This is a genomic window from Maritimimonas sp. 2210JD6-3, assembly GCF_056591795.1.
This window is the reverse complement of record NZ_JBWQOJ010000001.1, coordinates 134,005-151,444: the sequence shown is the minus strand read 5'-3', so window position 1 is coordinate 151,444 and position 17,440 is coordinate 134,005. Positions and strand designations below refer to the sequence as shown.

The following is a 17,440-nucleotide window of genomic DNA, read 5'->3' as shown; positions in this document are numbered from 1 at the left end:
CGTATGTATATAGGTATTACAGCACAACAAATGGGCATCAATTACAAAGGCAGTGTCCGCGACCTGGTGAACTATCTGGAAAAGGAAAACGAGGAAAAAGAACCCGAACTCCATGAACATTTTTTTGACCAGTATAATGACAGGATTGACCGTGAAGAAGTCATTTCAGAAATTGACAGCAATACCTATAAGCTGAAAAAGGAAGATCCTAAATTCTATTCCCTAGTGGTCAGCCCAAGCCCCAAAGAACTCAAGCACATCGGTAACACCCCTGAAAAACTACGGTACTATACCCGGGAACTGATGAAGGACTATGCCAATTCTTTTTACAGGGATAAAGCGGTTACCGTAGATGATATTAAATACTACGCCAAAATAGAATATGAGCGGTTCTATTCGGAAACGGACAAGAAGATACAGGAGAACCAACCCTATGCGACCAAGATATTGGAACTTAAAAAAGAAATACGACAGATAGAACAAGGCGAATTAAAAGGAAATATTGATAGACCGAAACTGAAAATAGCCAAGCTCGAAAAGGAAGCCCCACACAGGCAGAACGGCAAACGTGTCGTTGTTGGGATGCAAAAGGAAGGCTATCAAGGGCACGTTCATATCATTGTTAGCAGAATGGATAGTTCCAATAGGCGTAGTCTTTCCCCTGGAGCAAAGAATAAGGTCTGTGAGACTACGTTAAATAGTAAAAAAGTTAAACAAGGTTTTGACCGTGATAAATTCCGTAAGTCGGTTGAAAAAACCTTTGACAAAACATTTGGGTATAACCGCAATTTTGTAGAAAGTTACCAGGCAAGAAATCTATTGGACAAAGACCCAAAACGTTTTTTTGCGATGCTAGCAGGACTTCCTGTCACTGAAAAACAAGTGGCCTTCAAAATGTTGCACAAGTCTGGAGTACATATCCCCTCCATTCCAACCAATAAGGTACAATTGGCATTTAAAGCCTTTATGAAACTTAAAAGAGGTGTTGAAAAGGCTATGAATTCTGGTTCAATAGGCATATAAACTTGAAACAATATGATTGATGGATTACATTCAGGAATTATCTATTTTGTTACGGGGCTTATACTATCCTTTATCATTATAAGGTATATACGCTTTGGCTTTTATATGCTGCTTATTGGTCTTATTGGTGCATCCACAATGCTATATCCCATTATGGGTTTACAGCCTTTTTTAAGAACAATGCTTTACGTTATACTGCCATTTCTTTTTTGTGCCATTTTAATATATGTATATGCCCATAAAGAAGAGACGACCAGCAGCAATAAAATATATAAGGTCGTTTTAAGGACAAAGGGGACTAAATATAAACTGGACAATATCCGCAGGGGCGTTTCCATCATCGGGTCGGCAGGTAGTGGAAAGACCGAAAGTGTGGTCTATAATTTCTTGGAACATTTTGCCATGCATCATTTTTGTGGCGTACTACACGATTACAAGAATTTTGAGATTACGGAAATGGCATATCCCCTGTTCCAAAAAAGCAGCACCCATTTTTATATTGTTTCCTTTGACCCCATTTATCATAAGGTAAATCCCATAGCCCCAAGATACCTACCCGATGAAGAAAGTGTGTATGAGATATCAAGGGTGCTGTTGGAAAACCTGTTGGAAACAAAAGATTCGGAAAACAGCACCTCCCGGTTTTTTAAAGATGCCGTAGAGGGATTGATCGGTGGGCTTATCTGGAGATTAAAAACGGATTATCAGGAATATTGTACCATTCCGCATTTAATCGCTTTATACCAATATCTGGAGACCAAAGAACTCATTGTATTTTTAAAGGCGGATTTAACATCTAAAGCAATGGCGGATGCCTTTATCAGTGGTACAGGGTCGGACAGGCAGACGGCAGGGGTTAAAAGTACTCTGGCCAATGCCTTTAAAAAGATCAGCACCAAAAAAATATTTATGGTACTGTCGGCAGATGATGTACCGTTAAATATCAACGGCCCAGAGAATCCGGCAGTGATTTCCATTGTGAACAATCCCAAAAAAGAGGCTTCCCTGTCCCCGGTAATCGCTACCATTATGCACACCATTACCAAACAGATGAGTGAAAGAAACCAAAATCCTTCTTTTGTATTGTTGGAAGAAGCTTCGACCATTCGGCTCCTAAATATGCACCGCATTCCGGCAACGCTCCGTAGTTATGATATTGTGACTTTATATGTGTTACAGGACAAAATACAGAATGATATGATGTATGGGGAGAAGGCTAGCAAAGCCATTTTAAGCAATCTATCCTATCAATTCTTTGGCAAGGCCAATGACCCCGATACGGCAAAATACTATGAGCGTTTTTTCGAGATCGTCAAAAAGCCTACCAAGAGCATCAGTAAAAGTAGCGGACTGAGTTGGGAACGGCGTATTACCAAAGGTGAAAAAGAAGTAGCAAAAACCAGAGCAGATGCCTTTTATGGGCTCAAGCAGGGTGAATTTATCGTTTTTGCAGATGGTAAGGATAAAAGGGTACGGTTCAGACAACCTGAAATCAAAAGGAATCTACCACCTTATAAAAAAATTACTAGATATGACTTAGAGGAGAATTTTATTCGTATCCATAACGAGGTGAGATCTATTTTTAACAAAAAGATAGAAAAGACCTAACAAGTACATTTTCACCTGGTGATTGCTTATAATTTCAAGTACTTGGCTAGCATTCCAGACGGGCTGTTTGATTTAGGGTTGAATATGTTTTTATTTCCAAATACAATAAAACTTTCCTTGGCTCTGGAAACAGCTACATTGAGCATGTTGGGTTTATTGTCCCTATCAAAAAACATGACCCCCACATCACCTTCACCGTACACTGATGAGAATATGATAATAGAACGTTCAGCCCCCTGAAGTGCATGTACAGTACCAACCTTCATGTCACTTACATTAAACCCTTTTTCGAGTAGGGTTCTTGTCAGGGCTCTTTTTTGACCAACAAATGGAGTGATAATGCCAACTTCTTCTTCAATGGACTTTCCGTTTATAGATTCTATTTCTATCTTATTTTTAAGAAGAAATTCTACGATGGCATTTACTTCGTTTAAGTTGAACCTATCCCTGTTTTTGGTAATGGAATTACCATCTACATGTTGAATTGCCATAGCAGGAAATACATGATTGTTTTGCTTGGATCCTTTCATCGGTACGAGCTGCCCACCATAAGCAAGATAATTGCAATAACCAATGATTTCATCATAACATCGCCTATGCTCTCTGAGAAGAAGCCCTTTTTCTGAAGCATCTTTCTCTTTATAAGGCGTAGCTGTTTGCGCCATTTTCATAAGGCTGCCACTGGAAGCCAGGACACCGAGACTTTCATAATAATGCACCGACTCTGTCCAATTATCTAAAAGCAGTCCATTTTTTGTAAGATTACCAGCATCTATTTTTGAAGGAATATTCCAGATAGGTTCTATCTGTTTGATATCACCCACAACAATAGCTTTTTTTGCCAGGCTAAAGATTGCCACCCCAGTTTCAGGTGTTGTCTGTCCTGCTTCATCGATCATAAGTACGTCCACCAAGTCTGTTAAGGGTGGATTGGCCCATCCCTCGTTCTCATCATCATATTCCCAATAGGAAAAAAATTTGGGAGCCATATAAAATGTACTTACATAGCAAGGTGTGAGCATAGACCGTATTTCCCACCTACGGATGGAAGGGTAATACCCTTTGCTGTCCTTTTTATCATCCATTAAAAGTTTTGGTACTTCACAGAGCCATCGGGCTTCCCAATAATGTACCGCCAGTTGAAAAGCTTTATGTCTAAATTTAACATCCAGTTCATCGTAAAAATAGCAGGGTTCAAAACGTTTATTGTTTATCTTATCCCACTCAAGTTTCCATAATTTATCTTCGTTTTGAGGTGGTATTCCCGAAATATCGTTTTCGGCACAAAGATTTTCCCATGCTATTACTGATTGTTCGAGTGCCTCAAGAATATTGATTTGCCCATTGCAAAACATCAATGCTCGATGTTTTTCTCGATTTAGCTTTTGCGAAATCCTGACTGGACAACCTTTAAAAATCTTATCTATTTCAAAAGCACGCAAACTAAGACTGGATTTGAATCCGAAGAAGCAACCCAGCTTGCGAAAAACGGATTCACTTTTATAGTATCGATTTATGGATGTTTCGGTATTATTAAACCACTCAATATCTTTTTGAATTAAACTCCTGTCAGCCAAATTATCTTTTAAATAACCATCAATAGGTATTATGGGATGATATGCCTTTTTAAAATGCTCCCAAGCGGTAGCATAAGTTTTCCATTTTTGCGAAAAGGTATCCAGTAAAGATTGAATTTCTAGAATTTCATTACGTAAGACTTTGGCGGATTGTTCAATATTGATGAATCGTTGATTCTTGTAGGCTGATATTTTATCCAGAAAATATGATTTGGCCTTCTCCAAATAATCAAAATTCTCTAGCTCCTTAAAGGTTCCTGAACCATCCAGTTTTATAAAATTGATTCCATTTAATTCGTTTATCGATTTTTTGTTTGAAGGCAAATATGAAGCATACCCGTCAAAATCGGGCAGCCATCTACCTTGCAACTTTTGAAGGGAGCTTTCGGCTTTGGAGAAACTTTCGTTGATGTTCTGTACAGCTTGATTGTTCGATGAACAGGCCAAAATAATCGGTGCCCTATTGCCTTTAACAGCTGCTATCACCATTTCATTGGCAACCACACTTTGCAGCAAAGTGGTCTTTCCCGTTCCCGGAGGTCCGTTTACTGCAAAGACTGTATGGTTAGCAGACGATAGGTAGGTGTTAAGTGTTTTCCGCTGTGTAATGGACAGCGGAAAATTATCTCCCATTTGCCCAAGATGGAGCGGGAGACCATCCATATACTTATCAACCCCGACAGGTTTTTGGAATCTTTTTTTATCAGGTTGAACTAAGTTTTTAAGTAATCCGGAGATTTTATCCCTTTCTATCAAATGATGATAGAGGTTTATAATTCCTGAAGCAGCACCTTGTTCCTCATCTGGGGAGAACATGATAATTTCATGGTTCAATCGATAACCTTCCACGGTAAAGGTATCAATATCTTGTCGGGTGATTTCCTGAAAAATTTTGGAAATATATTCCATATAATCACCCCAAGTCTTAACTTTTATCTGGCTTATCGCGGCTGCTTTGTCAACCACGTCCACATCACCCAGAATAAAATCGGCTTCTTTTCCGGCAGATGGGGTTAAATAGTATCTGGGAATCAAGGGAAACGGTTCGTCAGGAACACTAAGCGTTCCTTCTCGATTTAAACCTGCCCTAATCCAAAAAGGATATGCAGGTTTGTCAGACTTTGAATGAGATAGATGCTTGGCTACCGGGACTAAAGTAAAAACACTCAATAGAACATCAATAGCTTTGAGTTGTACCCATTTTGGATCAGTTACATCTTTTACTCCTCTTTTTTTGTTGTATTTCCGCTCTTCGCTTTGAAAAAGCTCTTTGGTAATAGAAACAGGAATAGCACCAGATGCTATAGATACATCTTTGATGACAAAATGTTTTTCCTTTTCAAAATCAACCTGTAACCGTTGTGAATCGGTTAAGCTGTTTTTCCAATAATTGAGCCATTTTTTATGCATAAAAAGATTTGGAATTTATCCGTTTAAAGCATAAATATAACTATATACAACCAATGGAAAAGGCTACTTTGATTATCATTTTTTTTGGAATACTTTATAACAGATGTACCGAAAAGGGCAGATTAATTACCTGTTTTCCATGTATTATATTCATCAACAATCTGTATGATATCTCTTATCCTATAACCTTTCTTTTTCTTTTTTAGCTTCTCAGACAATTCGGGATAATCTGCAAAATATTTAGCACCGTCGCGTTTTAAGTAATACCCATTCATGGTATTTATTCCAATATTGGTTGCAACCTTTTCTCCTTTGCGAATTGCATAGTATACAATCTGGCTAACTCCTCTTGACATGCTTATATTATTATCATAAAAACTACTTTTTTTAGAAAATTGGTACAGACTCACATATCCTTCCATTCTTAACTGTACCCAAATATTTTTTTGCTCCATTTTTATCCTCATTTTTCCTAAATATCTGTCAACGGGTAGATAATAATATTCGTAAGAAACAGACTCATCTTTTTTATTGAAAAGAATTATTTTCTCAATCTTTTTCTGGTCTATTTCAATAGGTTCTTTGTCTTTTTTGGTGGTTTTTAACAGAATAACATCTGTATCAAACTTCATTTTTTTCATAAAGCCGTGCTTTATAGTGCCGTCTTTTAGTACGACATCAGCTTTTAAGTACTGACCATAACTACTAACTAAAAAAGTAAGGGAAAATAGTATGGATAGTATAGTTTTCATTTTTATAGTATTTTTTGCTTACATTACTTTCACGGATTCTACAATTTTCATGCCTATCGGTTTCCATGTAACCAGTTCTTTAAAAGTACAATTGTAACTTCCTGTAAATGATTTCCCCTCTAAATCCGTAATAAACATCAAATTATAGACTTTTGTATCAATTGCTTGAGAATTGAAGGCTATTACAACAATATCTTTACCGTTAATTTTTTGTATTTCGGCATTTTCTATAGTTATACTATTTATACCTTCAAACTTCTTAACTATTTTTTCTAAAACATTTGGAAGTTCACTTGCTTGCAATGGTTTCTCTGAAAGGTTAAACAATAGGTTTATTGTTGCCTCATCATTTGAATAAACATTGACTGTTTTTGGGTTACTGTTCGGATACTTTAATTTTAAGATATCTTCCTGCAACAATTCAAAAGATATAGGAATTTTAATTTCCAATTTTCCAGATAAAACATTTCTGTATTTTAAAACAATATCTCTACTGGTTGAATCCGGTTTTACTATGCTTCGTTTTATCTCTTTTGAAACAGATAAAGGTTTTTGTCTTAAAGAAAGTGTGTCTTTAACTTTAGCTATCCTCAAAGAATCAACAGGTAAACTATCTTTATTTATAAGAGACTTAATGGCTGTATTGGTTACAGTATCTTTCTTATTATTAACACAAGAAAGCAATAGCATGGATAATATTAGGCAAACTTTGTATTTCATTCACTTTGTGCTAAAAAAAAATTTCTATTGGTCAACAAAAACATCGTTTTTTAAATATTCTTTAACTTTAAAAAAGCGTTCAATATCTTCTTCATCCATCGTATCTTCCTCCTCGTGATTATTTATTCTATTCGTATAAACACTTTCAATTTCATCATACTTTGGGTTATCAGCTAATTTTGCAGCTACTAACCCAACTACACTTTGAACTTGAAAACCAGCACAATGGGGGTTATCTTCTTCAGTTGGATTGCTATTATACAATTTATCTACCCCTTGTATGTTTCCATATTCATTGATATAACGAATACCATATTCTTTGAATAACTTTTGAATATCAATTGAGGCATTCGTTAAATCATTTTCATAATTAAACAGTTTATATCTATTTCCTTGATTCAAATTAAACTTATCCCAATCCACTTTACCAATATCATACCAATCTTTCAATTCGAGTAAATTCATCCAAAAAGTTCTTTTATGATATTCATCAAATTTATTAATAATATCATCTATCTCCTTTACACCAATTTCAACAGCTGGCATAATTTGTACTTCATCATGCCAGTGATTTTCTGTAAAGTATAAGGACGAAAATCCATTTGCACTTTTCTTTATCAATGCAAATTTGCCTTTAACTATTTTATAATCATACTCCTTACTTAAAGGGATAAATGATTCTAACAACTGTTTTTTTACTTCTGATACTTTCATTTATTTATTTATTAGTCTACTCGTGTAATTTCCGTAGCCACTTTAGTTTTATTTGTACTTTTTCCCAGTATTCCCAAATCATCTGCTTTCTTTCCTACAAATTTAACAGCCTCACCTCCTTCAAAAAATCTTTTTTGTGCGGCAGTTAATTTTGCTGCTCCAGATTTAGTTTCATTGATTAATTGTATTTTACCATTTTTTACTACAACATTATCAAAAACAACTGCTTTTCCGTCTTTGAATCTTGCTGTAATTTGCTCTCCTATATCACTTCCCTTAAATCTTTTTGCCAAAGTTTTTGTTACTTTTCCTTCTGCCAATTTTCCTGCAATTCTATTAGCTTGAATTATTGCTGCCTTTTTCGCTTTTGCTTTAGCAGCCTGCTCAGCAGTTTCTTTAGTAACTTGTTTTATACCTTGTTTGGCTACCGTTTTTACCGTTCCTTTAACAACAGAACTACCGCCCAAAGTTACTACATCTAAAATTAAGCCTCCAACACCTATTCCAAATGTTAACCAGTCTCCATCTCTGGCACCTCTATAAATATCTTTCCCACTTCCTACAAAAGGGATAAAATCCGTTACGGTATCTACAACGGCTTCTGTCTGATTACCATCAGGATCCAGTAGTTTTACTGGGTTTTGATAAACATAATTGTAAACGCCCAGATTAAACGAGTTATAAACTCCGCCATTGTGAACACCATCCATAAACTTGCCTAGAATTGGTGGATCTACACTTTGCCATACCGATGTTTTCGGGTCGTAGTACCTAGCCCCATAATAGTATAAGCCGGTTTCTTCGTCTAATTCTTTACCGTTAAAGAGATACGGAGTTCTCTCCGTATTGCTATGTTCCTCTAAGAACGTCTCGCCAAAAGCAAAGTATTCTATATGCTGTGATACCTCGCCATTGGCGTCGGTAATATACGAAGAACTGCCTAAATGGTCCGGGTGGTAATAAAAGATAAAGGCTTCTATATTGTTACCATTACCGCCTGAAGCATCTGTTCCTCCATCACCGGAACCTCCATCATTTCCACCACCGTTGTTGCCATTGTTAGGGTGGTCTGGATGGTCAGGGTGTATACCACTCTGCCCAGGGGGTATCTTACCAGAGTTACCGACTTCACCATCTACTTTTTCCACCTCCAAGCCCAAATCTGCATACAGTTTTGTAATGCTTGCCTTTAACTGCCCAGTCTTATTGGTATAGTTTATATTATCGCCTGCCGTATCCTGTAAAAGCCCATCACTGCTTTCTGCCAGTTTGGTCACGATACGCTGGCTCTCTATATAAAAATGCTTGGTGATCATGCTGTTGCGTATGACCACATAGGGGTTTACATAAATGGTATAGTTACCAATACTACCGTTGCCCCCGGTATTTTTACCGTTTACCTTTACGTTTTGTCCGCCACCATTGCTTTTTAATACACGTTCGCCGTCGGCATCATATACATAATTAAACATAGCACCGTTATCGGCTATGGCCTTGATACGGTTTTCCTCGTCCCAGAGTATCTGGCGTTGTTGCCCGCTTACATCATGTGTCCAACCCGTCTGGTTGCCGTTGGCGTCGTAGGTATAGGTTTTATTACCTATATGTACTGGGGCATGGGGCTGGTTTTCGCCATATTCATAATCATAGGCATAGGTCGTCTTGTTACGCGGGCTCCATTCGGTCTCGTCGTAGCCCTTAAACTCGTGCAACTGGTCTTTTTTAACAATGCTGTGAATAGAGTTGTACTCCATTGCCAAACTATACTTGTTCTCATGGTTGCTTCCGAGATGGCTACCTGTGGCATTGGTAAGTCTGTACAGGTCGTCATAGGTATAATTGTAATCGGTCTGTCCGCCCATAAGGTTACTGGTCGGTATTTCGGCATTGTTCTGTAAGCGGAGAATGTTGTTTACCTTATCGTAAGTATACACATTGTCCATCATCTTACGGTCGGTTGCTGTTTCTGCCACCATGGTTTTTAAACGACGCCTTTCGGGTTCGTAATTATAAAAGGTTTCCGTACCGTTGCCATAGCCCAGATAAACACGCTGTTCAAATTTGTCGTAGCCCAGTTGTTTTACATAGTCATAGTCCGTACCGTCTTTTTGTCCGCTAAAACTATGCAATAGGCCACCCAGGTTGTAATTATAGGTCAGGGTTTCCTGGTCGGGGTATATCATACTTGTAATACGGTTCCAGGTATCGTATTCCCATTGGGTGGTATAAGTAAGCAGCTGTGCGTCCGGTACGATAATGGTGCGTATGTTCTTGGTTACGGCCCCCAACTCGTTATAGAAAAACTCCTGTGCCCCGGTAGCATCCTCTTGTGTTATAATACGGCCTGCCCTAAAGTTGGGTGCACCACTAGCACCATAGGTATAGGTGACATTGTTCTGCGGATTTTGTGGGTAAGTAATGTTCGTTAACCGTTCATGGTCATAGGTGTAGCCAATGGCCAAATTTGCATCCGCCAGATTTGCGGTTATCTTTTTGGTCAAATTACTTGCCAGGTCATATTCATATTTGGTGATTCCTGCATCAGGGTGTACCACTTCGGTACGCCTGCCCAGCCAGTCATAACTAGAATTGATGATATTGTCCTGGTCGTCTTTTACCTCTATGAGTTCGTTGATAGGGTTATAGGCATAGCTGGTCCAGATATCGCTGCCCTGGCTGTACTGTTCCTGTACGGCTTTGGTAAGCCCACGTATATTGGTAAAATTCTCTTTCCAGATACCATTGGCATCGGTTACCCTAGTACTGAACTGGGTATTGCCATCACGGTCACTTCCAAAACCATAGGTCGCAGTAGTTACGGCAGCATCTGGTAGGGTTAATGTTAGTGTTCTATTTAAAATATCATAAGTCGTTTTAGTAGAAGTAATGCCATCCGGGGTATCGTTAAAATCGCTTTCACCTCCTTTAGGTTCCGCTGTAGGGTAATAACTTTCTATAATACGCCCAAAAGCATCGAAGGTAACACGCCCGGAAACGATCATCTGTTCATCGTCGGCAGCATTGGGAGCGGAATGGATATCCCCGTCTTTTTTGACTTGCAAACTTCGTTTTAAACCATCTATAAAGGTAATGGTCTCCAGATCGTTATCGGGGTGGGCCGGGTCATAATGTTTAGTGCCCGCCCAAGGTACATCGGCTTCAGGGTGATACTCAAATGCAATGGTATAAGGCAGTCCTGCTGCCAGTTCAAACGGCCCTGTTATGGTGGTGATACGTCCTACATTGTCGATTTCATAACGCATCTGCTGCCCGTTTAAATCTGTGCTTAACAATAACTGCCCAAAACGGTAATCGTATTCCGATGAAGAACTATAGCCATAGCCGTCGGTAACCCCTATGGTATAGGTGTTCACCTCAGGGTCGTAGGTATATTCAAAGAACAGGCGTTCGCCATTGGCATTTTCGGGCCTGGTGATCTTGGCCAGGTTTCCAAAGCCGTCATAGTCCATGTCATAGGTAGCTACACCCCCTGTTTGCAAATATTTACGTATTTGGGTAATGTTTCCAGTAGCTGTATTGATACTGGTCTCACGTTTGCGATAGGTCTGTCCGTTACCGGTAACTGTAATACTACTCGGAAGGCCCATAATATAATTGGAAGGCACCGAATGGTAGGCTATGGATGAGGAGATGTCATCATCACTGCCATCATCGCCGAAGTCGGTATAACCCGTTACATTACCCAACAAATCATAGCTATAAGTCATACGGGTACTCTTTCCGGCAGTGCCCTGACCTTCATAGAAGTTCTTGGCCATTTCGGTAGCGGCCAAAAAGGCGGCTCCGTTATCTCTGGCCTTAAAGGTGTCGGGCAGGGTGCTGCCACTGTCAATATCTTTTAGCTCATAGGTATTGAGGCTTTCGGTATATAGATTTTCGCTTGCATCCTGTAATACTTCCCGCTCCAGGGTTCCTTTCTCGTAGTAGTTATCGGTCTTAAATTCCTGTACCACGGTACGGTACACGGCATCACTGTTTTCGGTATCTAACTGTTGACTTTTCACGGTGGCAAAGCCATAAAAGTCGCGCTCGTTACGGTCATAACGACCTTCTTCGTACTCAAAGGTACTTACCATGGTATCGGCACCGTCACCCTCAAAACCATCGTGCATAGCTACCCGTGCCAACGCCCATACATCATTGGGCAGTCCATAGGTATTGCCAACACGTTTATAATCTACGGCAAAACTGGCACCTAACGGGCGTTTTACCCCTTTTAATAAATTGGTGCGGGCTATGGTAGAACGATATACGGTAAGGTCATTGTCTTTATCTGACTTTAAAAAGTCTGGGAAACCGTCACCGTCAATATCGGCAATTTGTACTTTTTCCCTGCTCACCCCATGCGAAGCATTTGCTGAAGGGTTAAAACACAATTTTGCCAGTAAAATAGGAATACAGGCAGTAAAAGAGCCGTTGGCAGATTCTCCCGTGGAAACGCCTTCGCGTATGGCATCGGCACCTGCCCAAGGGATTGGAGCGGCAAAGCCATTACCAGTATTGATCGCCACTACCAGGGGCGAGGCATCAACAATATAATCCAACAGACCATCTCCGTTTACATCCTGCAAAGTTTTTTTGGTATCGCTTTCACTTCTCGAAAGCCCAATACCAACAGATAAACTGTAATTAAAAAGATTAATATTAAGGCCGGCACCATAACTAATGGCGTCGCCATCGCTAATGCCTACATAACCCCATTGTTCTTTTGGGGCAAATGTATAGCCCAGATTCAGTTCCACTTCTCCGCCTGTATAGACCCTGTCTGGCAAGCCATCACCGTTGATGTCCATCCATGCATATTGGGTCTCGTCATTATTAGTGTTGAAGTTGCCACTAATACCAGCAGCTATTTTAGATTCTGATTCTGAATCACTGGATTTTGAACCTTTTCCTTTTTGATCTGAGTTTTGGTCACCAGATTTCAAGAAGGTGCCTCCCAGGGTAAAGCCTGTAGCCTCATGTTCGGATAAATGTACCCTTCCAAAAGCATGTGTTACGGCATTTGCTTCTAAACCTCCAGTAGGCAGGGAATACTGGATTTTATTTTTGGATACGATATCGGGATGCCTGTCCCCATTCATATCCATATAGTCATACTCTTGTATGGTATTTCCTTTGCTATAGCTAAGGCCTGCTGGTCCTATACCTACCGAAAAGCTTACGTTTTCGCTTTTGGCCACCTTTTTAATGGCAGTGGCTCCGGTGCCTCCTGAACTACCCGTTGCCTCTAATGGGTTTATCGGCAAAATATCGTCTTCCCCCAACCTGGAGGCACTGATAACCTGTTTTTTTACATAGGTAAGGTCATCATAGCCCACATAGGCCTGTTCTTCCATATTCGGAATCATATAGATAAACTTGTTTTCATTGGCCCGGTTTCCACCCTGGGTATCGTACATATCTTCCATTTCTTCAGGGGTGGTGGCCGTACTCAAATCGATTTCCGGCGGATTCGTAATGGCATCGTCCAGTACCAGTTCTGCCTCATTGATGGGTTGTGTAGCCCTGTCCCTGTTCCCGTTATAGGTAAATTGACCCCAATTGCGGTACATGGCCCCAAATAGGGATGCTTCTTCTAATTTTGTGTGTAAGCCGGCCGCAACAACAGTTGTTGCTGCTCCTGCTATTTCAGTGTTCGTAGAAGTTACCACATCTGCCAATAGCTTGTTTTCGATATGGTATTCCAAATACAATTTATCTCCGGTTACTACATCCAACGTTGTTGGTGTTAGTGTACCCAATACACCATTGGTAACGGTTATTTTCTGTTCGTATAGCCATTCATCACTTTTCTTTATGGAAAAAACAATGGCACCGTTTTCTGTATTTGCATCTAAGGTAAGTTGCGGGGTAATGGTAACGGTCTCATTCTGCGTGGCTTCCCATGCCAGGGTAGGTGTTGCCGACACATTGAACAAACTATAATCTACGGTAGGGTAAAATTCCAAAACCGGATTTCCATTAGTATCGGTTATCTGTGTAATATTCGGGTCATTTGAAACCGTATAATACACCCTTGGATTCCATTGTAGTGCTGCCCAATCTATATTGGTATTGGCCAAAACCTTAAAATAAAAGGTCTCTCCCTGTAAAACCGTTTGATCAAGTGTTATATTTTGATTTACAGCAGTGTTCCACGCAAAATCCTGTTGCCATACCACTTGCTGTGTACCATTGGTCTCCTTAATGATTTCAACGGTAACATCATCTGTGGTAATAGGTTTTATAAAAGTACCTTCAATGGTAACTTCACCGTCGATGGCCATGCCTGTTGACATGGGTGCCGATATGATAAAATCATTTCCTGAATTGTATGCATATACGGGCAGGTTATTGGCATCTACCAAATCTGGAGTTTGTAAGGTGTAGCTTATGGTAGGCGTCCATTGCACCTGGTCATAGGCTCCGTCAAAGACCGATTGTACCCTAAAATAGATACGATCGCCTTTGGTTACCGTGATAGCACCTACCCCTGTTGGTGTTTTTGGGGTATAGTCATCGGCAGCTATGGTGGTAGACCATAGTTCTGTACCAATATGTTGTATGGCTACACGTACTCCATCGGCCGCTGTATATTCCTGCCTGTCGCTACTGGTATCCTCTACCAATTGTACGTTTTCGGTAATACTGATGGTACCGTCATAAGGAGCTTCCCAAACTTTTACCACGTCATGCAATGGGTTTTGGTCTATGGCTGCTTCCAGTTCGGCAGGGTCTGTTTCCACAATAGCCGGATCTATATTATCCGATGCATTGATGGGGCTGGGTGTTGGTGCACTTGATGCCGTAAATGTGGGGATTCCGTTATCGTCGATATGGTTGAAATAGACAATTCCTCCACTTACTATATCAATTAACTGGTCTCCATTGACATCGGAGAAATACGTAGAGGTTGTACTTTTTGTTTTGCTGTACTGTACGCCGGCAAAAACGACAAAATGGGATTCGATGCCGAAGTCGGTCGTACTGCTTCTTCCTTTATTAAAGTTAGAGATTCCAACGATAGGTATCGGGTCTTCATCGCTAAATGTAGTTGTACCGTCAGGACCTGACTGATTCGCCCTGAAAAAGAGCCCTTCATCCGTTTTGAATACTTTGTCCGATAATCCGTCACCATTGATATCCACTAAGGCCAACAGCCCTTCGTTTTTGGATTTTGAAAAACCTACGGAAACTCCTGCTGTTTTTGATTTTGCTGCCAAATTACCATCATTAATACCCGCTGTTACCGCAATGGCACCGCCACCACCGTTGGATTTATTGGCTCCCAAAGCGGATGCCTCATCACCAAAATGTTCTATGGGGTTTATAAAATCACCTTCTACAGTGTCTTCCTGTGGTGTCCAGTTTTCTTCCATAGCCGTATATGGAACATAGTCATTGCCTGCCTGAACATCATCAAAATATTCAAACTCATGGTTGGTAAACTCCTGCCCATTGGCATCAAATTCAGTTATTTTTTGTAGTAAGGTTTTATAGAAAGCTCCCTGCACATAGGTAAGCTCGTAGCTGCGTATATTCTGTCCGTTCAGTTGTACTTCTATCTTTTTCAATAGGTCCGCTGTAACCTGCTTAAAACCATAACGTGCATTAATGGTTACATCGGTACGTTTAGCCTCGTTCAGCTCACGGTCTCTAGTAAACAATACTTCATATTTTCCTTCACTATTGCCATGTCCTGTATAGGTAATTCTGTCAATGTAAATGTTTTGACCAGGCACACTGCCACCCTGTACACCTACATCTAGTACTTTGGTGCAGTGGTAGCGTACAAAATTATCGTTCAGGTCGCGTACTTCTACCAGTGCCCAATGGGCTATGTTGCCGTTGGCATCTTTTAGTACAGAGTTATCCACTATGCCTAAACCGGATGTTCCTCCATAGGAATATATCGTCCCCGATTTATCGGTCACTTCCCACCAATAGTTTGTAGGATTGTCTCCATGACGGATGATTTTGTTGAAACTGCCTTCTACACGGGGATGGAACTGTTTTTCCGAAGTTCTTGCCACGGGTGACTCGCGATGTGCCACGGGCGCCATCATTTGCCCTCCCATGGTATAAGTTTCGGTTTCCATAGCGGTATCATATCGCGGTACGCCCCATCGGGTATCGATGTTGATAGCCGGTATTTGCAAGTTCCAACCCATACCCAACCAATCATTACTACCACTACTGTTGTATTGAATGCCCAATTGGGGTTGCATACCCTGACGTCCGGCAGGTAAGGTAATCGGGTAACCAATATTGGCAGAACCCATATTGTTGGCACTTGGTGGCTCTATAGTATTGATGGCCGCTGATGGATTAGCCGCTTTTATGTCTTTGATAGATGTAGGCGTAAACCCGGCCGTTTCCGGTGATTCGGGTACTTTAATAATGCCATTGATCATATCTGTAAAATGAGTGGTCTTGGATATGATACGGTTATTTTTGGTGTCTAAACTGTCTTTTTTCAGGGCTACCCAATGCTTGGACTTTTCGTCGAAATAGTAGGTTTTGATATCTTCAGGTGTGTACCCATCAGGAATTTTGGAACTATCGTAATCCAAATGAATGGTGGCTTCTTTTTTAAATTGTGTGCCATGGGGCAAGAATCGGTATCCTTTGTGTTTTTTGGTCACATTGACCATAGTACCGTCCATTGCCGGAATATCTACTGCCCGCAAAGTGGTTATGGAGATATTTTCTGATACCGTCAATGCTTGTGGAGCCACTGTAATGGCAGCGCCTTGTACGGAAAGCTCCATTGTTTTTTCCGGTGCATACCGTTTCACGGCATAATCCGCTGAACGCACCGATATCGTATTTTGATAGTCTGCCTTAACGGCGGTAGTATAAGCAATCTGTTTTGTAAAGGTCTCACCGTCCGGGAATACTACTTTTAAAGTAGATACCCACTTGTTTTTCTTTGCTGGTCTGGGAATCAACGCCTCAAATTCCTCCGATACATCATAAATGGCTACATCGTCGATGAAGACCTGTGCTTGCCGACTGTCTTTTCCCTGTACAAAACCTTTGAGATATCCCAAATCATTGACATATTTCTGCCCTAAAGGTTGATTGATAATTACAGCTCTCCCTTGAATTCCTTTTTTTAAAATGCGTAAACCCAGATTTTTAATACGGTAGTTGTACCCGGCATTTTCAGGAAGTGTAAAACGAATGATATTATCGCCCTGTTGCAACCAATCTTTTTTTAGTTGCTCTTCTTGTTTTTGCCATCCATTGTTTAGAGCCACCAAATAACCCCCGGCAGAAAGCTGGTTGTTGATACTTCGGGAAATACCGGTATGGTCGCTAATACCATAGAGGTCATAGGTAAGCCATACTTCTTCGTCATTTGTCGGTATGGCATCCAGGACTACCGTAAATACATTATCGGCAGGACTGTCCAAAGGCCGGTCATCAAAAACACCGATATAGCCTTCTTTTAGAGAGGAAGGATAATAGCGTTCTGTTGAAGTCTTGTTCTTATCTTTTTTTGGATGTGTTTCTTTTATAGTTTCATTTGCAAAAGTGGCAGCACAAATCAAACTGGTCAAGAAAAAGGTGTATATTTTGGAATTCATCATAATGATCGTTTTTTTATATGTTGATAGCATAAGAGGT

At 40.3% G+C, this 17,440-nt stretch carries 7 protein-coding genes; 2 read left to right on the top strand and 5 right to left on the bottom strand.

Translation table 11 applies throughout. From position 1 onward, the window contains the following. Positions 1-3 precede the first annotated feature (3 nt). Both mobB and AC1EUY_RS00645 read left to right on the top strand, forming a co-directional pair. Positions 4-1,023: a MobB family relaxase gene (mobB, locus tag AC1EUY_RS00650; RefSeq protein WP_480193562.1), complete on the top strand. Its 1,020-nt coding sequence runs from the start codon at positions 4-6 to the stop codon at positions 1,021-1,023. Positions 1,024-1,035: 12 nt separating this feature from the next. After that, entirely contained in the window at positions 1,036-2,631 is a 1,596-nt protein-coding gene (locus AC1EUY_RS00645; protein WP_480193561.1) for a type IV secretory system conjugative DNA transfer family protein, read from the top strand. Positions 2,632-2,657: 26 nt separating this feature from the next. Here AC1EUY_RS00645 and AC1EUY_RS00640 read toward each other — a convergent pair whose 3' ends face one another. From AC1EUY_RS00640 to AC1EUY_RS00620, 5 genes are all read right to left on the bottom strand, one after another. Then, the gene (locus tag AC1EUY_RS00640; RefSeq protein WP_480193560.1) at positions 2,658-5,618 is read right to left on the bottom strand and encodes a DEAD/DEAH box helicase; all 2,961 of its coding nucleotides are present in this window, start codon (positions 5,616-5,618) and stop codon (positions 2,658-2,660) included. 122 nt (positions 5,619-5,740) lie between these two features. Beyond that, positions 5,741-6,370, bottom strand: a complete 630-nt coding sequence (locus AC1EUY_RS00635) for a hypothetical protein (protein ID WP_480193559.1) — start codon at positions 6,368-6,370, stop codon at positions 5,741-5,743. 18 nt (positions 6,371-6,388) lie between these two features. Further along, a complete protein-coding gene (locus AC1EUY_RS00630; RefSeq protein WP_480193558.1) occupies positions 6,389-7,090 on the bottom strand; it encodes a hypothetical protein in 702 nt (233 codons plus the stop codon). A 24-nt stretch (positions 7,091-7,114) separates the two neighbouring features. Then, positions 7,115-7,804: a hypothetical protein gene (locus AC1EUY_RS00625; RefSeq protein ID WP_480193557.1), complete on the bottom strand. Its 690-nt coding sequence runs from the start codon at positions 7,802-7,804 to the stop codon at positions 7,115-7,117. A gap of 11 nt (positions 7,805-7,815) precedes the next feature. Beyond that, positions 7,816-17,403, bottom strand: coding sequence for a toxin TcdB middle/N-terminal domain-containing protein (locus tag AC1EUY_RS00620; RefSeq protein ID WP_480193556.1), 9,588 nt, complete (start codon positions 17,401-17,403; stop codon positions 7,816-7,818). Positions 17,404-17,440 lie beyond the last annotated feature (37 nt).